This window comes from Massilia sp. Root351 (assembly GCF_001425045.1).
Taxonomy (GTDB): domain Bacteria; phylum Pseudomonadota; class Gammaproteobacteria; order Burkholderiales; family Burkholderiaceae_D; genus Rugamonas.
Genome location: NZ_LMDJ01000023.1, coordinates 35,105 through 59,770 on the forward strand (window position 1 = coordinate 35,105; position 24,666 = coordinate 59,770).

A 24,666-nucleotide genomic window follows, 5' to 3' on the forward strand; every position below is an offset into this window, starting at 1 on the left:
GTCTTGTTCTAGCAGTGAAAGTGACAGTCAGAGCGCGGTGCGCACGCTCCATAGTTCGGGAAACAGCACCACGTCCAGCATGCGGCGCAGGTAGGCGGCGCCGGACGTGCCGCCGGTGCCGGTCTTCAAGCCGATGACCCGTTCGACTGTGCCCAGGTGCCGGAAACGCCATAGCCTGAAGGCTTCCTCCAGGTCCACCAGCTTCTCGGCCAGCTGGTAGAGATCCCAATACCGGTCCGGCGCCCGGTACACTGCCCGCCAGGCCAGTTCAACCCGGTGGTCAGCCGTGTAGGGCAGCGTGTAGTCGCGCTGCGTGTGCGTATCGGGCACCGCCAGCCCGCGCCGCGCCAGCAGGCGCAGCGACTGGTCGTAGATCGATGGCCGGCGGTACAGTTCCTCAACCTCGGCAAGCCGGCCTGGCTGGTGGGCGTGCGGCCGCAGCATGGCGGCGTTCTTGTTACCCAGCAAAAACTCGATGCTGCGGTATTGCCAGCTCTGGAAACCGGAACTGTTGCGCAGGTAGGGACGGATCACGCCGTACTCGGAAGGCGTCATGGTCGCCAGCACGTCCCAGGCTTGCACCAGTTGGGTCATGATGCGGGTGACCCGGGCCAGCTGCTTGAAGGCAGGCCCGCAGGCATCGCCGGCAATGCCGGCCACCGCCCCGCGCAGTTCATGCAGCATCAGCTTCATCCACAGTTCGCTGGCCTGGTGCTGGATGATGAACAGCAATTCGTTGGGGTCCGGCGACAGCGGGTGCTGGGCTTGCAGCACCTGGTCCAGGTGCAGGTAGTCGCCGTAGCTCATGTCGCTGGAGAAGTCGAGCCGCACGTTAGCCTCTTCCGGAATGCTGATAGTCATGTGACGGCCCTCCGTTCGGCGTAGCTTGGCTTGCGCCATTCTCCGGAGGCAAGGATGCCGCTGAGCATGTCCACCGCATCCCATACGTCCGCAAAGCCGGTGTACAGCGGCGTGAAACCGAAGCGCAGGATGTCCGGTGCGCGGAAATCGCCCACTACGCCGTGCGCAATGAGCGCTTGCATGATGGGGTAGGCGGCGTCCGGATGGACCAGGCTGACCTGGCTGCCGCGCAGGGCATCTGCGCGTGGCGTAACCAGCGCCAGGCCGTGCCCGCCGCAGCGGGCGTCCACCAGGTCGATGAACAGGCTGCTCAACGCCAGCGACTTGCGCCGCAGCGCCGCCATCCCGCCGGCCGACAGCACACTGTCGACGCCGCACTCGAGCGCCGCCATGGCCAGCACCGGCGGTGTGCCGCACAGGAAACGCCGGCTGCCGGGGGCGGGCGCATAGTCGCTGTGGAAGGCGAACGGCGCGGCGTGGCCGAACCAGCCGGACAGCGGTTGCACGCAGTGCGCAGCGTGGCGCTGGTGCGCCCAGACGAACGCCGGCGCGCCGGGGCCGCCGTTCAGGTATTTATAGCCGCAGCCGATGGCGAAGTCGGCGTCATCGCCGTTCAGGTCGACTGGCACCGCGCCGGCGGAATGGGCCAGGTCCCACAGCGTCAGGGTCGATTGCGCCCGCGCGCGCCGGTTCAGGGCGGCCATGTCATGCATGCGTCCGCTACGATAGTTGACGTGCGTAAGCATCAGCACGGCGACATTGCCTTCGTCCAGCAGCGGGCCGATCTGGCCGGGTTCGTCCACCAGCACCAGGTCGCAACCGTGCTGCCGGGCCAGGCTTTGCGCGATATACAGATCGGTGGGGAAATTGTGCCGTTCGGACAGCACCACGCGCCGTTCAGGCCGCGCCGCCAGTGCCAATGGCAGGGCCGCTCCCAGCGCCTTGTAGGCGTTGACCGAAGTCGAGTCGGCCACCACCAGCTCGCCAGGGGCGGCGCCGACCAGGCGCGCGATCTTGTCGCCGATGCGTTCGGGCAGGCTGACCCAGTGGGCGCTGTTCCAGCTGCCGATCAGGCCGCGTCCCCATTCCTCGTACACCACTTGCTGCAGGCGCTGCGCCGTGGCGTGCGGCAAGGGGCCCAGCGAATTGCCGTCCAGGTAAATCATGCCAGCCGGCAGGTCAAACAGCTGCTTGTGCTGTGCCAGCGCGTCGTCGCGGTCGAGCGCCAGGGCTTCGTTGCGTGAGATGGTCATGCCTGCCTCCCTGCCAGCGATCCGAGGCGGGCCGGCGCGCCGAGCAGCAGGCGGCCCAGCGCCGACAGCAGGCGCTGGATGTCATCCTCGCTGTGGTCGGCAAAGGCTGCGATGCGCAGGGCGCCTTCCGGCCCGGCGCCGACATAGTTGGAGTAGGTAATGAAGATGCCCTGTTCCATTAACCGTGCCTGGATGCCGCGCATGTGGGCGGCGTTGCCGGGCACGAAAGCGGCGACCGGGCTGTCATTGTCGTCGATGGCCTGGCCCAGTTCGCGCAGGCCGCGCTTGAGCTGGCGGCTGTTGGCCAGCAAGCGCGCCCGCAGCTCGGGCTGGCGGCGCACCAGCCGCAGGCTGGCGGCCGACATGGCGGCGCCTGCCGAGGAGCCCAGCGCTGCCCCGCGCGCGGCAGGCATGCGCCACAGCCGTTCCATCATCCCGGCGGGACCGACCGCGATGCCGCCGTGGGCCGCAAACGCCTTGGCCATCGAACCGCCGGCAACGACCCGCTCGCGCGGCACGCCGCACGCTTCCACGGCCCCCCGGCCGTTGGCGCCCAGGGTGCCGAAGGCGTGCGACTCGTCCACCGCGAGCCAGCCGTCGTGGCGCCTGGCCAGGCGCGCCAGCTGCGCCAGCGGCGCGACGGTGCCGAAGGTTGGAAACATGCCATCGGTGGCAATCAGCGGCCGCTGCCCCGTGGCGAGCTTGCGGGCAAGCAGGCGCGCCAGGCTGTCGGCGTCGCGGTGCGCGAAGTGGTGGACGGGCTTGCCGCTGGCCTGCGCGCCGTCGCGCAGGCTGTAATGCGCAGCCTCGTCGATGAAGATGGTGTCGCACACTTCCGCCAGGGCGGGAATGGCGATCAGTCCGAACAGATAGCCGGTGCCGAAATACATGGCGCCGTCCACGGCGAAATAGTCGCGCGCGGCCGTTTCGGCGTCCAGGTTCGGCACCGAGGCGAAGCCATAGTGGCGCCCCAGTTGCGAGTGCACGCCGTACTTGCGCAAAGCCGCCGCGCCTTCCTCGGCCAGGAAGGGATTGCCGTCCAGACCCAGGTAGCCCGAGCCGCCGAAATTGAGCAGCTCGCGGCCGTCGACTGTCACGCGCGCGCAGCTGGGCGATTGCACCTGGCGCAGCATGGCGCCTTGATGTCCGTGGTTCATGCCAGCTCCGGGATGGGGTTGGCCACGGCGGGGAAGAATGCCATGCTGCGGCGCCGGTAGGGCAGGCGGGCGAAATCCATCGACAGCGCGGCGCCGGTTTCGATGACGTGGCAATTGCTGGACAGGCGCGAGAACTCGGCATAGTAGTGATGGCTCGATTTCACGGCGATGACCTGGGCCTCGTGCAGCGGCACGCCCAGCCCCGTAAACGCGGTGGGCGAAAGCGTTTGCTGGCGCCGGCTGACCAGTACGATGTCGACGCCCGCACAGCGCACCCAGGCCGCGCTGCCAAGCGGGTCGTGCAGCTGGCCGGCGCGCTGGAAGTGCTGCTCGGCCACGCCGTGCACGGTGACGTCCAGATCGAGTCCATGACCGGATGCCGGCCCGGCCTTGCCGCCGATGCGCAGCCGCAGTTGCGCACCCTGGCCGGCGGCGCGGCAGGCGGCCACGGCTTCGGGATCCCACAGCATGCCGAACGCGCAGCGCAACGCCGGCCGCTGCAGCAGCGCGGCCAGCAAGGCGGTATGGTCGCACGGGGCGCCGCCGCCCGGGTTGTCGCCGGCGTCCGCCAGGATCACGGGGAACGGGCCGGCCGGCGCCGGGTCCAGTACCTGGGCCACGGATTCCAGCCTGGGCTGCAGTGCGCTGCGGGCGCGGTACAGGGCGCGGGCCAGTTCCTGCGCTGTCTGCTCGGCCAGGGCGCGGTCACCGTCCGCCACCACCAGCACCTTGCTGCCGGCATCGGGCACATCGCCCCAGGGGAAGCCGTGCACGTAGCTGGCCGACAGGATGCCGGGCAGGCGCTCCACCTCGGCCAGGCGGTCGACCAGGCCGCGCATCGGTTGTGCGGTAGTCGGGTAGAAGCCCACCATGGCGCAATCGGCCACTGCCATTACCGGCCGCGTGGCGCCGGCGGCGGCGGCGCGGCATAGTTCAAACAGCTCCACCGCGCGCGCCTCGTAGTCCACGTGCGGGTACTCCCGCATCAGGATGATGGCGTCGGCCTGGGTCGCCATGGTGTTACTCATGTGGCAGTGTGGATCGAGCTCGACGCCGATCACGCAAGCGCTGCCGGCTTCTGCGCGGATGGCCGCGATCAGGTCGCCTTCGCAATCGTCCACGCCGTCGGCCACCATGGCGCCGTGCAGGAACAGCAGTACCATGTCGACCGGCAGCGCCTGTTTCAGGGCCGCCAGGATCTCCCCGCGCAATTGCCTGTAGGCGGCCGCCTCGACAATGCCGGCCGGCTGGGCGATGGCGTACACGCCTTCCTGCACGGTGTCGCCGTGCGCGGCCGCCAGGCGCCGCCATTGCTTGACGATGGGGCCGACATCGCTCAGCACGTCGTCGGCCACCGGGCCGCGCACAATGCCGAGTTCCTCGAACGAACGCAGGGTGGTGGGGAAGGTGGAGAATGTATTGGTTTCCGTCACCAGGGCGGAGGTGAAGATTTTCATGCTTTGGATTCCTTTATGGAGAGCGTACGGAGCCGCGCAGTAAGCGGCGCCAAGGCGAGCAGTGCGGCCAGCAAGGCTGCCGCCGGTATGCCAACGAACAGCGTGGCAAGGCGATCGAGCGCTTGCGGGACGGGCGCGCCTTGCAGCGGGCCAACCCAGTCCAGGCCGAAGCCGACCACGATCCCTCCCAGCGATTGGCCCAGCTTTTCCGCGGAGAACAGGATGCCCAGGTATAGCCCCAGGCTTTCGCCCTCGCTGGAGGACTTGGTGGCGGCCTCCATCGCCAGCGTGGAGATCAGCACGGTCAGGGCGCCGCATGCCAGCCCGAACAGCGCACCGCCGGCCAGCATCGACGCGTTGCTGCGCGGCCCGGCCGTGAACCAGGCCACGCCGGCCAGCGCCACGGCCAGTGCGCCCGCCAGCAAGGTCTGCGGCGCCGCGCGGCGCGCCAGCCATGGCGCGCTGGCCACGCCCACCAGCAGCGACAGGAAAATCGGTGTCAGCAGCCCGGACAGGTTCTCGGGTCCGGCGCGCAGCAGGTGCTGGTTGGCATACGGCAGCGCGGCGAACAGCGCCGTGGAACTGGCGCCCAGCATCACAAGGATCACCACGATGCAGTAGAAAGTGCGGTTGCGCAGCGTCACGCGCAGGGCGGCCAGCAGGCGCGGCGCCGACTTCGGCTCGACCCCGGCCCGCAGCGGTACGCCGCGCACCGCCAGCCAGCACAGCGCCAGCGCCAGCAGGGCGCCGCTGGCCAGTACCGCCGCCATGCCGGCATAGCCGGCGGCGCCGGCGCCGAAGTAGGCGATGATCTGCGGCGCCAGCATCGACACGATCACCCCGGCCACGGTCTGGCCCAGGGCGCGTGCCGACATCAGCGTGCTGCGCCCGGCCATCGACGAGGCGATGTCGCCTGCGATGGCCGTGTGCGCGACCGAGAACATCGTCAACAGCAGCGACTGCGCGATCAGGCACAGGCCGAGGAAGAACACCCGCAGCGGCAGGGCCCAGGCGGCCACCGGCACGAACAGCAGTACCAGCATGAGCGGCAGCAGCAGGGCACTGGCGGCGATCAGCGCGGCCCGGCTGCCTGCCGAGCGGGCCCAGGCATCGGTGCAGCGGCCGATCCACGGGTCCAGCAGCAGGTCCGCGATTTTCGGCACTGCCAGCAGCACGCCCGCCATGGCCGGAGGGACGTGGGCGAACTCGGTCAGGTAGAACAGGAACAACAGCGGCACCACACCGGCGCTGAGGGTAGCTCCGAGCGGGCCGGCGCCGAATCCGGCCGCCAGCAGGCGCGGTGGAGCGGAGGAATCAGCCATGGCCGTGGTCCTCCTGCAGGCGCAGCCGGCGGGTGCGGGCCGTATCGAGTATCAGTTCGCGGCGGCCGCCCTCGTGCTGCTGCAGGCGCAGCGTGCCGTGCAGGGGCAGGTGCGGGTCGGCGCTGACCATCAGGCACACATCCGGGCGCAGCGGCTGCAGCTTGTAGACGCTGCGGCCGTACAGGCCGGCAATGCGCATACTGGCGGCGCCCGGCCCTGCGGCCTGGATCACGATGTCGGCGCCCAGTTCCGCGCTGCGCCACTTGCCGCCGAACGCGGCTGCCATGCCATCCTGGCAGGCGGCTACCCGGTCGCACCGGTAGCGCTCGCCCTGTTCCACGATTTCAATGGCTTGCACGGCGCCGCTGCCATCGCGCACTGGCGCCACTTCCAGCGCGATGACCGATAGCACGTTGACGCGCAGCAGGCCGTCGTCGTCCTTGTCCTGCAGCAGGGGCATCGGCATGCCGAAATTCACCAGGTAGAGGGCGCCGTCGCGCGCTTCGATGCTGAAATGGCGGCCGTTGCCGGGGCAGTAGTAGGCGCCGCCCAGCGGCTCCGCCAGGGCCGGGTCGGCGGGCTGCTCCGCCTCGGTTTGCCCAGGCCCGATCAGGGAGCTCAGCAGTTTCTGGGCAATGTCGGCCGCGGCCACGTCGCTGCGGTTGCTCATGACAACGATCTGAATATCGTGCTCGGGCGCGGCCAGCATCTGGCAGGTGCCGCCTACCACACCGCCGGCGTGGTGGAAGATGGTCAGGCCGCGCCAGCGTTCGCGGATCAGCCCGAAGCCGTAGGGATGGAGGTAGCCGTTGCGCAGCTCGGTCGGCGTCATCATCTCCTCCGACAGCGCGCGCGGCCACAGGACCGGCGAGATCAGGTGGCTCAGCCAGCGCTGCATGTCGTCCAGCGTGGAGGCGACGCCGCCCTCGCCGAGGATAACCGCGGGGAACAGGCTCTTGGAGAAGCGCCCGTCCGGATGGGCCAGGTGGGTCGCCGCGCAGCCGGGCAGGGGATCGAGGTCGCTCGACCAGAGCGAGGTGTCGTGCATCGAGAGCGGTTCGAACAGGCGATGCCGCAGTGCCTGGCCCAGCGGCATCTGCAGCACGCGCTCGATCACCATGGACAGCAAGCGGTAGCCGCCGTTGTTGTAGATTAATTGTTCGCCCGGCGCGAAGTTCTGCTCTTGCTGGCGGCACTGATAGTCATAGGCCGCGTCCGCCGGCACGATCGCCAGTCCGTTCGACAGCAGCGACAGGTCGAGGTAGTCGCGCATGCCGCCGGTATGGTTCATGAAATGGCGCAGCGTGCGGCTGCCCTGGGACGCCGGCAACTCGGGCAGCCAGCGCGACACCGGCTCGTCGATCGACAGTTTGCCCTCGTCGCGCAGCATCAGGATCAGCGCGCAGCAAAAATGCTTGGTCGTGGAACCGATGCGCATCTTGGTCGACGGCGTATTGACCAGGCCGGAGTCCAGGCTGGCCAGCCCGCAGCCGCGGCGCAGCAGCGTGGCGCCGCCGCGCTGGACGCTGGCAATGATGCCGGGCGCGGTGCCGGAGGCCAGGTGGGAGACCACCGCTTCAAGTTTTTCGATGTCAGTGTTGTTCATTGCAGAGTCTTTCACGTAAAATGAATGAATGATTAGTCATTATTTTTGGTCCTATCCATGCCCAAGCGAGATCCCAGCCACATGGCGGCAGTGCGCCAGCAAATCCTCGGCGCCGCGCGCGCCGTGTTCGAACGCAAGGGGCTGTACGAAGCGTCGATGAGCGACGTCAGCACCGAGGCCGGGCTGTCGGTCGGCTCGCTGTATGTCCATTTCCGCTCCAAGGAAGCGATATTGCTGGCCCTGATCGAGACGGCGGACCTGCGCGGCACGCCGTTTGCCGCCTGCGCCACTGCCGGCGAACTGCTCGGACTGGTGGAAGCGGTGCTGCTGCGGCAGGATGGCACGGACGCCGCCAGCCAGGCCGCCAGCACGGCGCTCGAAGTGGCGGCGATTGCGCGCCGCAGCGCCGAAGTCAAGGCCGTGGTGGTCAAGAACTACGAGCTGCTGCGCAGCAATGTCATGGATGCCGTGGTGCGGGTCGGCAGCGCAGCCGGCAAGGTCGACAAGGCCGAGATGCTGGCCATAGGCGAAAGCCTGCTGTGCCTGCTTATTGCGGCGCAGTCGCAGACCCTGATCGGCGTGCCAACCGCGTGCCAGGCCAAGCTCAAGGCGGCGCGCATGCTGGTCACGATGCTGCATGGTGCACCTGTGCGGGTGAAGCGCTAGCGGCGGCCTGCTGCGTGGCCGGCAGATAGGCCGCGCTGCAGAAAGCGATCCGGCCGCCGGCGTACGAGGCGGCGGGCACGCTGTCGCTGGCCATCAGCAGCGGCGCGTCGAGGTCGACCAGGTCGGCGCCCTGCGCGGCAATGAAGGCGGGCAGCAGGGCCATCGAGCGCCCGCCCATGCAGCCCACCATGATGCGCATGCCTTGCCGGCGCGCCTGCGCCGCCAGCAGCAGGGCTTGCGACAGCCCGCCGCATTTGTCCAGTTTGATGTTGGCGACCTGGTAGCGCCTGGCGACCTGGTCGAGGTCGGCCATGGTCTGCAGCGACTCGTCGGCCGCCAGCGGGATCGGCGAGCGGTAGCCGTGCAAGGCCGCATCGCCGCCGGCCGGCAGCGGCTGCTCGACCAGTTCGACCCGCTGCGCCAGCAGCACGCTCATGATCTGCTCCAGGTGGTCCATGGTCCAGCCCTCGTTGGCATCGACGGAGAGGCGCACGTCGGGCCGGGCGCGGCGCACCGCCTGCACCCGTTCGGCATCCGCGCCGCTGCCGTCCAGTTTCAGCTTGAGTGCACGCGCCTGCGGGTAGTGGCGCGCCATCTCCGCCATCCGGGACGCGTCGGCCACCCCCAGCGTCACCATGGTCTCCATGGCGTCGAGCGAGGGCAGGAAGGCCAGCCGGTAAGCCGGCATGCCGCGCTGGGCCGCCTCGAGCTGCCAGCAGATCCAGTCCAGCGCATTGCGCGCGCCGCCGGGCGCCATCTGCTGCACGCGGCACCACAGGCCGGGAAGGTCGGCGGGCATGTCCGCCAGCGCCGCCTGGACCTGCTGCTGCATGGACGCGCCGTCCTCGCCCCGGTAAAACACGCCGGCCGCCTCCGCCTGCGCGGTCCAGCCACGATAGTGCGCGGTCACGCGCAGCACCTGCTGCCCGGCCAGGGTCCTGCCGGCGATGGCCAGCGGCTGCTTGAATGCGATCTGGTCGACAAATGTGGAAATCAGCATCATGTCGCCGCCCTTCATTGGAACGCCATGTTCAGTTGCACGCCCAGCGAGCGCGGCGTGCCCAGGTTCACGCGCGCCGGCGCGCCTAGCAGGCTGAGGGTTGTGTCGGCCGAGGTCTGGCTGCGCTCGTTCAACAAGTTGCGCAAGAAGAAGCCGACACTGATGCTGCCCAGTTCCACGCCGGCGCGCAGGTCGATCGTGGTATAGGCTGGCATCCGGTACAGCGGGCTGGCCGGTGGCCGCGCGAAGGCGTTGACCCGCTCGCCCGTGTAGCGGATAGACGCGCCGACGTAGGCCGGCTTGCCGTACAGCTCGAAGTCGCGGTCCGCCTGCAGCGCCGCCGACAGGCGGGCGGTGTCCGGCAGGCGCTCGCCGGCCTTGCCGCCAAGGTCGGGGCTGTCGTCCCGCAGTTCGGCATCGATGGCGCTGAGCGCAGCCGCTACGCGGACTCCGTCGGCGGGCCGCCCGCGCAGCGTGGCCTCGATACCGCGCGACCGGGCCCGGCCGGCATTGCCGATGCCCGAAAAACCGGCGTTGCTGGTAAACACCTGCATGTCCTTCCAGTCGATCTGGTACAGCGCTATTTCGGTCGACCAGCGGCCCGGCACGATGTCGCCTTTCCATCCTGCTTCGTAGCTCCACAGTGTATCGGATTGGAATGCGGGCTTGTTCAATGGCAAGCCGGTGAGCGGGTTGCGGATGATCGGCAGCGGTCCGCCCGGGCGGTAGCCGCTGGCGGCGCGCAGGTAGAGCGCCTGGCGCGGGGCAGGGCGCCAGCGCGCCGTCGCCATCCATGTCGTCACATCTTCTGACGAGCTCGCCGCTGGCTGCGGGCCGGGAGCGAACAGGCCGGCGAAACGCTGGTCCAGGTGCTGCGCGTTGCGGCTCTTGCGCACGCCCAGCGTGGCGTCCATCCGCTCATTGATGAAATAGGTGCCGGTCCCGAAGACGGCCGTTTCGCGGAACGTGGACGGGAAGCGGGCGTCTGCCAACAGCGGCTGGAGCGGTTCGAAGTTGTCGTTGAGCGGCTGCAAGCGCTGCGACCGCGAACCGCGCTCGCTGGTGTAGAAGGCGCCCGCCAGCCACTCGAATACCCGGCTGCGCGGCGAAGTCAGCCTGATCTCCTGGGTCAGCTTCCTGTTGTAAAAGGAGTAATCCAGCGCGTATCCCGGCGCCACGATGCCGGCCGGGGCCAAGTAGGGCACGTAGAGCGCGGACGGATCCGAACGGCCGGTGCTGGCCGAGCGCTGCCAACCGCTGATGGCGTCGATGGTCGCCCATTTCAAGTCGGCTTTCAGCGCCAGCGAGACCAGGTCGTTGCGCACGTCCACGGCCTCGGTCACGAACAGGCGCTTGCTCTGGCGGCCATCGACCGGCTCGCCGGTGGCCAACGACACGTCTTCCGTGGCGGCGCCGTCCCGATGCTGCTTCTGGCTCAAGGCGGTCAGGCGCAGCGACAAGTCGCGGCTTGGCGCCAGCGTGAACGCCAGCCGGCCGCCGTCGGTGCGCAGGCCGTCGACGATGGCGTTGCCGTGATTGCGGTCGCGCACGAAGCCGCCGTCGGCTCGCTGGTACAAGGTGGCGCGCATGGCGGACACGCCGGGCTGGATCGGCACGTTCATCACGCCGCGCACCACGTGGTTCAGTTTGCCCCCCTTGGCGCCGGACAGCTCGGTGGTCAGGGCAGCTGCCAGCTCGCCCGGTTCCGGTTCCACCGCCACGTATTTGATCAGGCCGCCCATCGCACCGGCGCCATACAGCGTGCCTTGCGGACCGCGCAGCACTTCGGCGCTGGCCAGGTCGAACAGGCCCAGGTCGAGCGCATTGGAGCCGCCGCCGGCGTAGCCGGAACTCGAGCCGAATGGCACATCGTCCACGTACATGCTGACCGTGGCGCCGACCTGCGAGCCGGTCGTAATGCCGCGCATGGTGACCTGGCTTTGTCCGGTGCCGCTGCCGGCCTGGTTGTAGTTCACCCCGGGCAGCAGGGACGTCAGGTCGGCCAGGGATTGATAGCCGGCGCGTTCCAGCGCCGCTCCCTTGACGACGTCGGCCGTGAGCGGCACTTCGCGCGCCGGTTCGCGCCGGCGCTGTGCAGTCACCACGACTGTGTCGATGGGCTCTGCCAACTCGCCGGGGCTGGCTGCCGGTTGTTGGGCCAGCGTTGCAAGCGGCATGGCAGCGAGTGCGGCTGCCATGGCGAGCTGAAGCCGGGTGGGCTTGCATGGTGGCCGATTGCCACCGAAGTAAGTTTGCATCTCTGTCTCCATAATGAATGAGTGTTCATTTTGTTTTTTTTTGGATTATGCGGATGCTTTTGTCATAACGCAAGAAGAATTCGTCATGACGCGCCGAAATCATGCAGGTGTCGCTTGAGCGGCTCGCCGGCAGCAATCATCAACATGAGCGCACCTGAGCGGCAAGGGAACCTATACTCGATGGATACTAATATTTCAGCCCCGGCTGCCACCCGCCTCCAGCCTCCACATTCATGAATACACTTGCCAATGCGCTGTTTATACTATTTGCGTGGATCCTGGCCGGCGCCCCGGTTGCTGCGCAAGGTTTCCGCCCCGCGTTCCTGCTCACGGGGGCGCACAACCGGAACAGCCAGGATCTCTCGGGCCAATGGCGCTACTCGAAGGACCTGTACCGTACCGGTCTCACGGACATCAATGGCTGGGTCGCCAAGTCCCGCATGCAGCGCTACCGCGATATCGATATCGCGGCCCAGGAGGCGCGCGGCGGCGCCGACTTCTTCGAGTTCGACATGGACCGGGGGCCGCTTATCAATGTGCCCGGTGCATGGAACGCCGCCGAGCCGGCCTTGCGCTATTACGATGGCCTGATGTGGTTCCAGCGCAAGTTCAAGGCCGATCCCTTGCAAGGCAAGCGCGCCTTCCTGCGTTTCGAGGCGGTCAATTACCGTGCTTATGTTTACCTGAACGGCAAGGAGATCGGCCGGCACGAAGGCGGCTTCACCCCCTTCGTGCTGGAGGTCACCGACGCGTTGCGGGCCGGTGACAACCGCCTGACTGTCGGCGTCGATTCGCAGCATGACGCCCAGTCGATTCCAACCGCGATCACCGACTGGGACCTGTACGGCGGCATCACGCGCCCGGTGCGCCTGGTCATCACGCCGGCCACCTTCATCGACGACGCCACGCTGGCCCTGCAGCAGAGCGGCCGCATTACCGGCGAAGTGCGCCTGCAGGGGCCGCAGGCTGCGGGCCAGCAAGTCAGCGTCAGGATCGGCGCGCTGGCCACCGCCGCTGCGGTCACCGACGGCCAGGGCAGGGCCGTGTTCGACATCCAGGCACCCGCCGGACTGGCGCGCTGGACGCCGGAGCAGCCCAGCTTGTACGACGTGCAATTCAGCACCGCAGCCGACGCAGTGCGCGACCGCATCGGCTTCCGCACGATTGCCGTCGAGGGCAACCGGATCCTGCTGAACGGCAAGCCGATTTTCCTGCGCGGCATATCGCTGCATGAGGAAGAGTTCGGTCCCAACCCGTCGCGCAATATGACCGAGAGCGCATCGCGGGCGCTGCTGCACCAGATCAAGCACGGCCTGCATGGCAACTATGTACGCCTGTCGCACTATCCGCATTCGGAGGTGACGGTACGCCTGGCGGACGAAATGGGGTTGCTGGTGTGGAGCGAGATACCGGTGTACTGGACGGTGGACTGGGACAACCCCGCCGTGCTGCGCAAGGCGCTGGCGATGCAGGCCGAGACGGTCTACCGCGACCGGAACCGCGCGTCGGTGATCCTGTGGAGCGTGGGTAACGAGACGCCTGTGTCGGTGGCCCGCACGCGTTTCCATGGGGCCATGGCCGACAATGTCCGCGCGCTCGACCCTACGCGCCTGGTCAGCGCCGCGCTGCTGGTCGAGCGCAGGACAATCGACGGCAAGGACGTGATCGAGATCCAGGATCCGCTGGCGGGCAAGCTCGATGTGCTGGCGGTAAATACCTACGCCGGCTGGTACGGCAGCGATACCCTGGATGCCTTGCCGGGCCTGCACTGGAAGGTGCCCGGCGACCGGCCCTTGATACTGTCGGAATTCGGGGCGGACGCGCTGGCCGGCTACCGCAATGACGGCAACAAGAAGTTCACCGAGGAATACCAGGCCGAGTACTACCGCAAGACGCTGGCCATGGCGGACCAGATTCCGAATCTGCGCGGCATGTCCCCGTGGATACTGAAAGACTTCCGGTCGCCACGGCGCGAACATCCGGTGTTCCAGAATGGCTGGAACCGCAAGGGGCTGCTGTCGGAAAGCGGCGTTCCCAAGGAGGCATTCGGCGTGCTGGCCGATTACTACGGTAAGCGGTAGCGCAAGAAATAGCGCAAGGTGCGCTGTGCGCTTGCTGCCAGCGGGCGGGCGCAACATAATGGAGCGCCTCTCCCAAAAGTGGCGCTTGGTGCGTTTCAGGCACCACTGTGCGTCCGTTGGCAGGCCTACCGCCGCGTTCCCATCACCTCTACGATAAAGGCATGCAATTTGCTGCCAGTCGCCCGACTGGTCAGGCCCGGACGACCGGGCCGTCTTAGAGGAGATGAATCATGTTTGCTGTAGATAAGGCCGAGCGCGCCGTCAGCCGGCACACCGAAGAACTGGTGCCTTCCCGTTACGCGCTGCAGGTTGGCGAGATAGACGTGCTGATCGTCAGCGACGGCGTGCTGCCGCTGCCCACCGCGACCATGGCGACCAACGCCACGCCCGACGATCTGGCCAACTGGCTGGATTACATGTTCATGCCGCGCGACGCCTTCGACTGGCCGCTGAACGTGATGGTGGCGCGCAGCGGCGCGCAGACCATCCTGGTCGACACGGGGTTGGGATCGCAGTTCTCGGGCTTCCCGCGCGCGGGGCAGTTTCCGCAGCGGCTGAAGGCCGCCGGCATCGCGCTGGACACGGTGACCGACGTGATCATCACCCACATGCACATGGACCATGTGGGCGGCCTGCTGGCCGACGGCGTGAAGGAGCAGCTGCGCCCGGACGTGCGCATCCACGTTGCCGCCGCCGAAGTGGAATTCTGGGACGCGCCTGATTTCACCCAGACGGTCATGCCGACGCCGGTGCCGCCCGTGCTGCGCTCGACCGCGGCGAGCTTCCTGAAGGAATACCGCAGCAAGCTGCGGATTTTCAAGGACCAGTACCAGGTCGCGCCGGGGGTGGTGGTGCGCCTCACCGGCGGCCACACGCCGGGGCACAGCGTGGTCGACCTGACGTCCGAAGGCGAACGGCTGACCTTCGCCGGCGACGCCATGTTCCCGGTCGCGTTCGACCATCCGGAATGGCAGAACGGCTTCGAACATGATCCGGAAGAATCGACCCGTGTCCGGCTTGGCCTGTTCCGGGAACTGGCGGAAAACGGCGGGCTGCTGGTGGCGTCCCACCTGCCGTTCCCCTCCGTCGGCCGGGTGGCCGTGGACGGCGACGCCTTCCGTTATGTGCCGGTGATCTGGGATTTCTGAGCGAGTGTCACCGTAGCGCCGCAGCCGCGGCCGAATAGTCGTCGTTGGTCTTGCACATTATCAAGAAAGGTTGGAAGATGGCATGGCGTGCCGGGAAGCGGGCCGCCTGCCATTCACCATCATTGCGGAGAGCGCTTCCTGGTACGAAGAATCTTGTGAGAACAATACCGGAGCCAAGCGCGTGAATAAGACCAATGAACAATTACTGGCAATTATGGCCGATGAGAAAGTCGCGTACGTAATCGAAGGAAAAGAAGCCTATATCAAGCTCGCCAACAACCAATACAACACATTTCAGACCTCGGTTGTGGAAGGCCTGGAGCAGCTCGATATCGCAGGCGACAAGAAAAGAACGCTGTGGTGGGTGGACCTGGCCATGTGGCCGCACCTTGCCGACGGCATCCTGCAGCAACTGCAAGCCGAGCCTGGCGCCAAGCCCGACGTCAGCATGCTGTGGAATCCCCGCCGCTCGGTGAGCCACAAGGTCATTGACAACGGCGCCCAGTCGGCCAAGCTGCAATCGATGACCGTGATGGGCGGCCGCGTGCTGTCGCTGGAGACCAACATGACGGTGGGCGGCGCCAGTGGCGGGATCCAGAAGCTGGCCACGGCCATCTACACGGAATTCGCGGGTTCCTATGAGCTGACGCAAGCGGACCCGCGCCACATCGGCACCCACCGCGACCAGACCCTTCCTCCGCAGCACAAGCACATCGTGAAACGGGGCGGCGGCGAGTGGAGCGCCGACGATGTCGATACCGTATATGCCCTGGCGATGAGCCTCGGACTGACCGAATGGGATCCTGTGTTCGGCGCCAAGAACAAAAAAGTACGCGATCTTTCCAAGAAAGCGTAAGCCTGCCGCGTCAGACTTTGCGGTCGACTATCACGTAGTGCTTCTTGACCGGCTCCAGCACTTCGAACACGCCCCGGAAACCGGCCGGTATCACCAGCGCCGCGCCCGGGCCCGCCTCCACGGCGTGGCCCTGCTCGTCGATCAGGCGGCAGCGGCCCTCGGTGACGAAGAAAAACTCATCCTTTCCCGCGGCGAACTCGATGTGCCAGCTGCCCACCTCGCACGCCCAGATTCCCGCCGCCATATCGCCGTTCGCGCTGTTGAAATGGTTCCAGGTTGTGCGCGCAGGATTGCCCTGCAAGCGGCGCTCTTCGCGCGGATGGTCGTATTCGGGCAGCGGCGCCTGGGCGCTGAAATCGGTAATGGCTGGCATGTCGGACAGGCGGGAAAGTAAGGACCCCGCGATTGTACATGCGCCGCCAATCGATCGACATAAAAAAGGACGCGGCAACAGGCCCGCGTCCAAGAACGCCGGGGCACGCCCGGCGCGGAGGGAAGGGTGCAGCCGGCGGGCGGCGCGCGTCAGAACTTGTAGTTCGCCCCCAGCACGTAGGAGCGGCCGGATTTGCCGTAAAGCAGGGTGTCGTCGCGCTCGGTATCCTTGCCGTAGCGCAGCGGCTCGTCGGTCAGGTTCTGCGCTTCGAACGACACGCGCAGCTGCGGCGTGACGTTGTACGACATCGACAGCCCGACCTTGGTGGACGGGTCGGCGAACGAATGGTCGCTGCCGTTGGCGTTGCGCAGCACGTCGCGGATGAAGCTGGAGCGGTGCGTGGCCGACACGCGGGCGCTGAACTTCTTGTCCTCGTAGTACACCGTCAGGTTGTAGGCGTTGGGCGACAGGCCGATGAAGTTCGCTTCCTCGGTCAGCTGCTCGTTGGCCGGCGTGCGCGGATTGTCCACCCGGGTGATGTAGGTGATCTTCGACTTGACCTTGGTGTAGTTGGCCAGCGCGCCGAAATTGCTCCAGGCGCCGGGCAGGAAAGTGAACGGCAGCTGCCAGTTCACTTCCAGGCCGTCCAGCGGACCGCCCTTGGTGTTGACCATCTGGCTCACGCTGACCTGGGTATTGGGCTGGATCTGGCAGGCGGGCGTGCCGCCTGTGATGGAGCAACCGGTGGCGGTCAGGTAGGAGTTCGACAGGCCCGTCTCGGCATACGTCATCAGCTCATTGGTACGCTGGATGAAGGTCTTGATGTTCTTGTGGAACACGCCCACCGAGAACATCGCGTTCTTCGCGTAGTACCACTCGGCCTGCAGGTCGAAGGTGTTGGCGCGGATCGGGTCGAGCGTTGGATTGCCGATCGAGACCGACTGGCCGGTCAGGTTGATGGAAGCCGACGGCGCCAGGTCCACGTATTCAGCGCGCGACAGGGTCTTGCCGGCCGAGAAGCGCACCAGCAGGTCTTTCGGCAGCGTGGCCGTCACGTTAAAGGCCGGCAGCCAGTCGCGGTAGGTGTGTTCCACTACGCGCGGCACCAGCTGGCCGGCAGGATCCTTGATCAGCTGCATGGCGGTGGTGGTGGTCTCGGCGCCGCGCACGCCCAGGTTGCCGCGCAGCGGCAGGCCCCATGCGTTGACCTTGAAGTCGCCGGACAGGAACAGTGCGTCGATTTTCTCGTCCACCTGGCGCTTGACCTGGTTGGCCAGCACGTATTCCGACAGCGGCACCGCGCTGCAATGGCATTCGGTGTTGTATACGGACTGGAACTTGTCCATGTCCACCGCCGCCCAGGAGGACGGCACGCCGGCATCCAGGCCGCTGCCAAAGCCGGACAGCTGGCGCGTGAGGCTGGCCAGCGAAACCCCGGCCGGCAGGCCCTGGATCGGAATGCCGCCGGACGCGACCTCGTAGTTGAACCAGCTGTTCCTGCGCGCGGACAGGCCGCTGCGCAGGGTGAGATTGTCGGTCAGCTCGTAGCTGGCGTTCACGGAGTTGGTTTTCAGGCGGTTCGAGGTGCGCAGGTAGCGTCCGACGAAGTTGCCGTGCACGGTGCCGTTGGCTTCCTGCGGACCGAACGAGAAGTTGTTCGGGTTGGCCACATCCATGCCGAAGTCCAGCGCCGGCACGCCGCCTTTCGAGAAGTCCCAGGTGAAGCCGTTGACGTTGGGTGCGTCGATCTGCACGGTGGCGCGGTGCGGATTGTTCAGGCGCGAGTCGGACACGCCCAGCATCAGGTCGACCACCAGGCGGTCGGTGATGTCGCGCTTGGCCGACAGCACGCCCTGCTTGAACAGGGTGGTGTATTCGTCCACCAGGCCTTCGCTGCGGATGTCGACCCCGTTGAATTTGCCATAGGTCCAGCTGCCCTTGTCGTCGAACTTGGCGTCCACGATCGAGGTTTGTCCCTTGCCGTTTTCAACCATGTCGCGGCCGAAGGAGATGGCCTGGATGTAGTTGTCGTAGCGCTTGTTGCTGTAGCGCCCGCCCATCAGGTCCAGATTCAGCTCGGTGGCGCGGTCGGGGCGCCATTGCAGGGTGCCGGTCAGGCCGGTGCGGTCGTATTCGGTCTGCGAGCGGCGGTAGCGCGGAATGCGCGGGTGGAAGGCGCCCGAGCTGCCCGGCGGCGCTGCCACGGTGCCGCCGAAGTCGTCCTTGCGGCCCATGATCTCGTTGTACAGCGCCAGATTGCCGGAGCGCGGCACGCCGAAGCCGCAGTTCTGCGCGTCGATGCCCTTGGCTGCATTGTTGAGCGGGTACTGCGTGGCGGCGCCGATCGGCGAGCAGAAGCCGCCGTTGACGGAGCCGGCTACGATGTCAACCGCCTCGTATCCTTCCTCGATGGCGCTGCGCTTGGAATAGGCCAGCGCCACCAGGGCGCCGACCTTGCCGACCGGCGTGTCCCAGCGGTTCGAATACAGGGCGGTGAGGCGGGGCTGGGTTTTCTTCGAGACCGTGTTATACAGGCCTTGCGCGCCGATGCTGGCGGTTTCGCCCTTGAAATCGAAGGGGCGCGCGGTGCGCAGGTCGACCGTGGCGCCCAGCGAGCCTTCTTCAACCCCTGCCTCGGAAGTCTTGCGCACGGCCAGGCTGTTAAACAGCTCCGCCGCGAACACGCTGAAGTCGAACGCGCGGCCGCGGTTGGTGCTGCCATTGATGTCGGATGCGCCGGTGGCCGTGGTGCCCTCGATGCCGTTGATGCGCACGCGCGTAAAGCCCGCGTTCAGGCCGCGCACGGTGATCTGCTTGCCTTCGCCGCCGTCGCCCTGCGCCACCGATACGCCCGGCACGCGCTGCATGGATTCGGCCAGGTTCGCGTCCGGAAACTTTGAAATGTCCTCGGCCTTGATGATGTCGATGATGCCGTCCGAATTCTTCTTGATGTTCAGCGCGTTGTTCAGGCTTTCGCGGAAGCCGGTCACCACCACGGTGTTTTCCGCAGCCGCTTGCGTGGCGGCTCGGGGGCCCTGAGCCTGCGCTTGTGCCTGCGCCTGCGTTGCTCCCACCAGGGCGATGACGCCCATCGCTATTTGCCGCAGCCGCGCGTGTGGAATGCCCGCCCGGTACTGAATTGCTCTTGTCATGCTGTCTCCTCTTTGTTTTAGTAAATCAGATGCCGGTTTCCACCGCGTAGACGTGGTTGGCGCCATGCATATTCGAGACGAACACCAGCCATTTGCCGTCCGGCGTGAAGCGCAGGTTGGGTTCCAGGCGGTAGTCGTGGGCCGACATGTCCACCAGCCGCGCCGACTTGAACTTCTCGATGGTGGTGAGCTTGTCGTCGTAGGACTCCAGGTCGGCGTCCACGATGGGTTCCGCTTGCAGCAGCGAGATCCACTTGCCGTCCGGAGCGTGGGCCACCATGTCGAAGTCGCCGCCGTCGCTGGCGAAGGTCTTGTTGTCCGGCGCGATATTGAAGTGCACGCCCCAGTCGTTCTGCTCCACGCGCTTCCACACCCGCTTGCCGGTAGCCAGTTCCAGTCCTGCCACCCAGAACACCTGGCCGCGCGGAGTCTGCAGGTCGTACCACAGCCATTTGCCGTCATGGCTGAAGAACTCGTGGCCCCATATCTCCATGTTCATGGTGCGGGTGTGCGCGCTGCGCAAGCCGCTGCCATCCGCGTTGATCAGCTTGATGCGGTCCACCCGGTGCCAAGGGCCTTCCATGCAGAAGCGGATCAGCTTTGGATCGGTGGGCGAGAACTGGGCGTGGCCGATCCAGTCCTCTGTCTTGTACAGCACCTTGCGCGCACCGGTTCTCAGGTCGATGGTGAACAGTTCGGCCGGCACCCGCGCGGTGAAGCGTTCCATCATGCGCACGCCCTTGGCCTTGGCGAAGTTGAGCGGCTTGCCGTCCGGCCCCAGGGCCGCGTATTCGGCCTGGCCGAACTGCTGTACGCTGGCCGCGTCCTTCGGCTGCAGCGGCTTGGCGCCGTAGGACACGGCGCCAAGCAGCAGGGTGTCGTCGGCGTTTGCGCCGTTGATACTGCCCGCCTCGATGCGCGCCAGCTTGCGCACCTTCCGGCTATCGACGTGGATGGCGTAGATGGTCTTGGGTCGCTGTGCGGCTTCGCCTTCGCCCGCATCGGTAACGGCGTACACCGCCTCGCGGGTGGTGCGCAGCATGAACAGCAGCTCGTTCTCCTTGCCCTTGATCAGCAGGGAGGTCTTCCAGTCCTTGAGCCTCACCGCCACGATGCCGGACGGCGACTTGATCACCATGACGTCGCCTTCGGGCGTGTAGGCGTGGCGGTAGAAATAGAGCACGCCGGACGCGTCCTGGTCGGAAATACGGATGATGCGGCGGCCGGACTTCGCGTCCTTCCAGTCCCTGGGAATGGGCGCCCCGTGCGGCGCGGCAGGGGCCGGGGGCGGAACGGGCTGCGCTTGCGTCTGCGCCCGGCTATGCGCGGATGGCGCCAATAGCGGCAGCAGGGTGGAGGCGGCCACGAGGTTCTTCAATACGGTACGGCGGCTTGCTTGCGTCATTGCTGCGTCCTTGCTGGGTCGTAGGAGAGGGCGCGGGTGGCCCGCATTTCCTGATCGCGGCGGGCTTTTTCCGCTTCGCCGATCACGGTTTTGGGGGCGATGGGCTGCGGTGTGGTGGCCAGGATGGTGGCCTCGTCGTCGCGCGCCAGGGCCGGTTCCGGCAGTGCTTGCGCCGGGCCGTGCAGGCCGATGACTTCCAGGCCCGCCAGCAGGTAGGCGCCGGTGGCATAGGGACCGACATCGTCCGCGCTGGTTGGCACGGGCCGGTCGCCGGTCTTCTGCGCCGCGCCAACCAGGCCATTCGGCAGCACGTGCCGGTTGAGCGCCGCCCAGCCCCTCGTGACGGCCGGCTGGTAGGTCCTGCGGTCCAGCAGGCCGTGGTTGATGCCCCAGGCCAGCGCGTACACGAAGAAGGCCGAACCGGAGGTTTCCGCTTCGGGGAAGTTCTTCGGGTCGTTCAGGTCGCTGCGCCACAAGCCGTCGGCCTGCTGCAGCTCGGCGACGCGGCTGGCCATCTTCTTGAAGATGCCGGTATAGAAATCGCGTCCCTCGAAATCGGCCGGCATGGCTTCCAGCGTGCGCGCCAGGCCGCCCATCACCCAGCCATTGCCGCGCGCCCAGTAGATGGACTTGCCGCCGGTGCCCAGGTGGTCCTTGTCCTTGAAGCGTTCGTCGCGCAGGAACAGGCGGTCCTGCTCCACCCACAGCCGGGCGGCGGTGCGCCGCCACTCCCTGTCCATGGCGCGGAGGTATTGCGGGTCGCCGGTCAAGGCCGAGTGGCGCGCCAGCACCGGCGGGGCCATGAACAGCGCGTCGCACCACCACCAGATCAGGGCTCCGGTCTCCTGCGCGCGGTTCAGATGCGGCAGCATGAAGTCGAGCCGCTGGCGCAGCGGCATGATGACGCCCTGCTGGCCACGGCGGGCATACAGTTCCTGGTACAGGTCGCCGATCGCCAGTTCGTCGGCGTTGAGCAGCAGGCGGTCGGCACGGGCGCCGCGCAAGGCGTAGTTGTAGTGCTCGGCGGTGGCGGTGAGGAAGCGCAGCGTGTCCTTGTTGCCGGACACGCGCGCCAGCCGCGCCGCGCCGACGTAGAAGGTGGCGGCCACCCAATTGGAGGATATCTCGGCCAGGTTGGAGCCGGTCGAGAGCTGGATCGGGTGCCGGCTCATGTCGGCGATTTGCGCGGCCGACACGTAGTCCAGCGCCGCCAGCACGGCCGCGCGCGTTGGCAGCTTGTCAGGCGCAAAGGCCATGTCGGGCCGGGCCGGCGGGGTGAGCCAGCTGGCTTCGATACCGGCCACCGGGGCCGGGCTGTTCCTGGCTGTGTCGGCAGCGAACGACGGCAGTGACGGCAGCGCGGACGCGAGCAGGCCGAGCATGGCGAAGGACAGGGTGTTTTTTCGTACGGCATCGGCTCGTTTCATGGTGCCGCCGCAATCTGGATGTTCTCCGCGTTTTCCAGCGCGATGGGCTGGCCATTGCTGCCGGCGATGCGGCTGCGCCTGATCTGCACGTTGCGGGCGTGGCGGATGGAGCCGGCTGCTTCCGCTTCCAGGTCGACATCCTCCATGTGGATATTCTGCAGCGGCGCATCGGCGTAGGCTTCCAGCTCCACCGCCGTCTTCAGGCCTTTGGCAGTAACGCGGCTGATGCGGATGTCGCGCACCTGCGGCAGGCCCTTGTCGCGCGGGACTTGCTCAGTCAGAGTCTTCCAGTAGGCCGGGGCGTGCTTCACCTGGTCCGGAATCTTGGCGTAGCTGTAGGCCGGGAACCAGTTGAGGTTGATGCGGATGCCGGTTTCGGCCTGCTCCACGTCGATGTCGTGGATATCGATGTCCGACGCGCCGCCGCCGCGCGTGGCGGCCGACTTGAACAGGATGCCGTAGCGCACCGGCCCCACGACTTTCAGGTTGTGGACCCGCACCTTGCGGATGCCGCCGGAGGTTTCGGAACCGAAGGTGACGCCGGCATATGCCGAGCGCACGGTGGAGTTGCGGATGACGACGTTCTCGGTGGGCCGGTTCACGCGCAGGCCGTCGGCGTCGCGCCCGGCCTTCAGGCACAGCGCGTCGTCATTGGCGTCGATGTCGGCGTTCTCCACCAGCACCGTGTGCGAGGAGTCGATGTCCACGCCGTCGGTGGACGGGCCCTTGCCGTCAATATTGTTGCGCACGGTGATGCCGGAGACTTTCACGTCGTGCGAGTACACTACCTGCACGGTCCAGAAGCCCGAACGCATCAGCTGCAGGGGCGCGCCCTGGGGGCCGTTGCCCAGTTCAACGCGGCTGGAATTGTAGATCTGGATCAGGCGCGGACGCTGCGCATCGTAATCGGCGGCCCAGCGCAGGCCGCGCGCCTCGTAGTCGTAGCGGATCGACTGGAAGCGGTCCCAGAACACCTTGCCGTTGCCGTCGATCGCGCCTTCGCCATAGATCTTCACGTCGGTTTGCTGGTAGACGTTGAGCAGCGCCGATGGCCATGCCAGCTCGATGCCGGCGATGCGGGTCGGCATCACCGGATAGGCCTTGATGCCCTGCGCGCCGGCCAGCTTCACGCCCTTGTCCAGCCGCAGCGCCATGCCGGATTTCAGGAACAGCGAGCCGGTCAGGTAGGTGCCCGGCTTGAGCACCAGCGTGGCCTTGCGCGCCGCCGCGGCGTCGATGGCCTTTTGCAGGGCCGCCGTGTCGTTGCTCACGCCGTCGCCCCTGGCGCCAAATGTTTCGGCGCGTACGATCGCACCGGACAGGCCGCGCGGCGCGGCGATGGCGATATCGGAGGCCGCCTTCGCGTGGACGTCGATGGCCTTCTGCGGCGCCGAGTTGTACCAGGAATAGCCGTTGCGCCGGCCCTTGGAGATATTGTTTACGTCATCCTGGATCGATTTGTCCCAGTCGCCGAAGATCGGCTTGCCGGTCCGGATGTCGTAGTTGCGCGACCAGATCGGGCCCGCGCCCGGCTTGTCCACCAGTTTGCGGCCTTCCTCGTCGCTCACCTTGGTAAAGGCCTTGCCGTAGATGGCGTGCGCCTTCAGCCAGGCGATGCCGGCATCGACCGCAGCCTTGATCTCCGGGGTCTGCTGCGGCTGGCGCATCAGGAACAGCAGCACTTCGCTGCTTTCCGCGCTGGCCAGCGAGCGCATTTCGTAATTGCGGGCCGAAATCGGCCGCAACGTAATGGCGTCCACCTGCTGTGGCCAGACGGTCTTCTTGCCGTCGACTACAACTTGCGCGTCGAGTATGGGCCTGATTGCGCGGGCGCTGGCGGCGCCGGCCTGTTCGCGCAGATCCTTGGCCACGAAGGCAAAATCGGCATGGCCCTCGGCGATATCCTCCAGGATCATGGCCGCTTCGGCCACCGCGTTGTCGTTGAAGGTGATGCCGTCGTGGAAGCCGCCTTCCAGCGGGAAGTTCTGCGGCCAGCCGCCGTTGGGATACTGCGCCATCAGCAGGTAGTTGATGGCCTTGGCGATGCTGGCGCGGTAGGCGTCGCCGTCCTTGCCGGGCAACTGCGCCTGGACCCGGCCCAGGAAGCGCATCTCGGTGGTGGTGGCGCCGTTGTCCAGCGTACCCACGAAGGTCCAGAAGCGGTCGCGCGGTGCGTCGAAACTGCCGGTGTCGAGCTGCATGGTTTCCGCGTCGTTGGCGAAACGCTGGCCGCGCAGGCGCGGCGGCTTGGTGCGGTCCTGGTTCTTGCTCCAGCCGCCGGAAGGCGTCTGGAAGCTGACGATGGTGTCGGCAATGGCGCGGGCTTCGGTGGACCCGTACCAGGCGGCTTCCTTGGTCAGCGGCATCTTGCCGCTGCCTGCCACCGGCGGCGGCGGCGGGGTCTGGCCCGGCTGGAGTTCGGCGGCCAGGCTGTCGCGGTCGAACCGTTCCTGCTTTTGCGAGCGGGCGATGTAGTCGGCCCATACGGCGCGCTGCGCGGCGGGCAGCTCGGCTAGCCGCGCCAGGCCCACTTCGGGGGCCGGGGTGTTGGCGCCGACCACCGCGCTGAACGCCGGTGCGGCGAGCGCAAGGCACATGGCGCCAATGACGCCTGCCCTGTTGTCAAATCTCATCATGTCTCCTT

At 67.0% G+C, this 24,666-nt stretch carries 17 protein-coding genes; 4 read left to right on the plus strand and 13 right to left on the minus strand.

Going from position 1 to position 24,666, the window contains the following annotated elements; translation table 11 throughout:
- Positions 1-27: 27 nt before the first annotated feature.
- Genes kynA through ASD15_RS17435 form a run of 6 tightly spaced genes read right to left on the minus strand, consistent with a single transcriptional unit; the run spans position 28 to position 7,656 of the window.
- A complete protein-coding gene (kynA, locus tag ASD15_RS17410) occupies positions 28-861 on the minus strand; it encodes a tryptophan 2,3-dioxygenase (protein WP_057156261.1) in 834 nt (277 codons plus the stop codon).
- Positions 858-2,114 (minus strand): kynureninase, encoded by a 1,257-nt coding sequence (gene kynU, locus ASD15_RS17415; RefSeq protein WP_200953985.1) that lies wholly within the window; start codon positions 2,112-2,114, stop codon positions 858-860. The genes kynA and kynU overlap by 4 nt, the downstream gene beginning before the upstream one ends.
- Positions 2,111-3,271, minus strand: coding sequence for a pyridoxal phosphate-dependent aminotransferase family protein (locus ASD15_RS17420; RefSeq protein WP_082551907.1), 1,161 nt, complete (start codon positions 3,269-3,271; stop codon positions 2,111-2,113). The genes kynU and ASD15_RS17420 overlap by 4 nt, the downstream gene beginning before the upstream one ends.
- Positions 3,268-4,728, minus strand: coding sequence for a M81 family metallopeptidase (locus tag ASD15_RS17425; protein WP_057156263.1), 1,461 nt, complete (start codon positions 4,726-4,728; stop codon positions 3,268-3,270). The genes ASD15_RS17420 and ASD15_RS17425 overlap by 4 nt, the downstream gene beginning before the upstream one ends.
- On the minus strand, positions 4,725-6,050 hold the full coding sequence (locus ASD15_RS17430) for an MFS transporter (RefSeq protein ID WP_057156264.1): 1,326 nt from the start codon (positions 6,048-6,050) through the stop codon (positions 4,725-4,727). Before ASD15_RS17430 ends, ASD15_RS17425 begins: the two co-directional genes overlap by 4 nt.
- Positions 6,043-7,656, minus strand: coding sequence for a serine hydrolase (locus ASD15_RS17435; protein ID WP_057156265.1), 1,614 nt, complete (start codon positions 7,654-7,656; stop codon positions 6,043-6,045). Before ASD15_RS17435 ends, ASD15_RS17430 begins: the two co-directional genes overlap by 8 nt.
- Before the next feature lie 57 nt (positions 7,657-7,713).
- On the opposite strand from ASD15_RS17435, the gene ASD15_RS17440 reads away from it, so the two are divergent.
- Entirely contained in the window at positions 7,714-8,322 is a 609-nt protein-coding gene (locus ASD15_RS17440) for a TetR/AcrR family transcriptional regulator (protein WP_082551908.1), read from the plus strand.
- Here ASD15_RS17440 and ASD15_RS17445 read toward each other — a convergent pair.
- Together ASD15_RS17445 and ASD15_RS17450 are read right to left on the minus strand one after the other, a co-directional pair.
- Positions 8,282-9,325 carry a dipeptide epimerase gene (locus tag ASD15_RS17445; protein WP_162249913.1) on the minus strand — a complete coding sequence of 348 codons (1,044 nt, stop codon included), beginning with the start codon at positions 9,323-9,325 and terminating at the stop codon, positions 8,282-8,284. The two genes, ASD15_RS17440 and ASD15_RS17445, sit on opposite strands and share 41 nt — an antisense overlap.
- 11 nt (positions 9,326-9,336) lie before the next feature.
- Positions 9,337-11,520 (minus strand): TonB-dependent receptor, encoded by a 2,184-nt coding sequence (locus tag ASD15_RS17450; protein ID WP_057156268.1) that lies wholly within the window; start codon positions 11,518-11,520, stop codon positions 9,337-9,339.
- Positions 11,521-11,813: 293 nt separating this feature from the next.
- Between ASD15_RS17450 and ASD15_RS17455 the strand changes: the two genes are divergently transcribed.
- The 3 genes from ASD15_RS17455 (at position 11,814) to ASD15_RS17465 (ending at position 15,665) form a co-directional block, all read left to right on the plus strand.
- The gene (locus ASD15_RS17455) at positions 11,814-13,661 is read left to right on the plus strand and encodes a glycoside hydrolase family 2 protein (RefSeq protein WP_057156269.1); all 1,848 of its coding nucleotides are present in this window, start codon (positions 11,814-11,816) and stop codon (positions 13,659-13,661) included.
- Positions 13,662-13,891: 230 nt separating this feature from the next.
- Complete coding sequence (locus ASD15_RS17460; RefSeq protein ID WP_057156270.1) at positions 13,892-14,809, plus strand: MBL fold metallo-hydrolase; 918 nt, start codon at positions 13,892-13,894, stop codon at positions 14,807-14,809.
- Positions 14,810-14,891: 82 nt separating this feature from the next.
- The gene (locus ASD15_RS17465; protein ID WP_057156271.1) at positions 14,892-15,665 is read left to right on the plus strand and encodes a hypothetical protein; all 774 of its coding nucleotides are present in this window, start codon (positions 14,892-14,894) and stop codon (positions 15,663-15,665) included.
- Positions 15,666-15,675: 10 nt separating this feature from the next.
- On the opposite strand, the gene ASD15_RS17470 is transcribed toward ASD15_RS17465, so the two are convergent.
- The 5 genes from ASD15_RS17470 to pelA all read right to left on the minus strand — a co-directional run bounded on the left by ASD15_RS17470 (position 15,676) and on the right by pelA (position 24,658).
- The gene (locus tag ASD15_RS17470) at positions 15,676-16,038 is read right to left on the minus strand and encodes a cupin domain-containing protein (RefSeq protein WP_057156272.1); all 363 of its coding nucleotides are present in this window, start codon (positions 16,036-16,038) and stop codon (positions 15,676-15,678) included.
- A gap of 149 nt (positions 16,039-16,187) precedes the next feature.
- The gene (locus ASD15_RS17475) at positions 16,188-19,190 is read right to left on the minus strand and encodes a TonB-dependent receptor (protein ID WP_162249914.1); all 3,003 of its coding nucleotides are present in this window, start codon (positions 19,188-19,190) and stop codon (positions 16,188-16,190) included.
- A gap of 25 nt (positions 19,191-19,215) precedes the next feature.
- Positions 19,216-20,595 carry an oligogalacturonate lyase family protein gene (locus ASD15_RS17480; RefSeq protein WP_057156274.1) on the minus strand — a complete coding sequence of 460 codons (1,380 nt, stop codon included), beginning with the start codon at positions 20,593-20,595 and terminating at the stop codon, positions 19,216-19,218.
- Entirely contained in the window at positions 20,592-22,022 is a 1,431-nt protein-coding gene (locus ASD15_RS17485) for a glycoside hydrolase family 105 protein (RefSeq protein ID WP_082551911.1), read from the minus strand. Before ASD15_RS17485 ends, ASD15_RS17480 begins: the two co-directional genes overlap by 4 nt.
- Positions 22,019-24,658 carry a pectate lyase gene (gene pelA / locus ASD15_RS31810; protein ID WP_157200994.1) on the minus strand — a complete coding sequence of 880 codons (2,640 nt, stop codon included), beginning with the start codon at positions 24,656-24,658 and terminating at the stop codon, positions 22,019-22,021. Before pelA ends, ASD15_RS17485 begins: the two co-directional genes overlap by 4 nt.
- Positions 24,659-24,666: the final 8 nt, after the last annotated feature.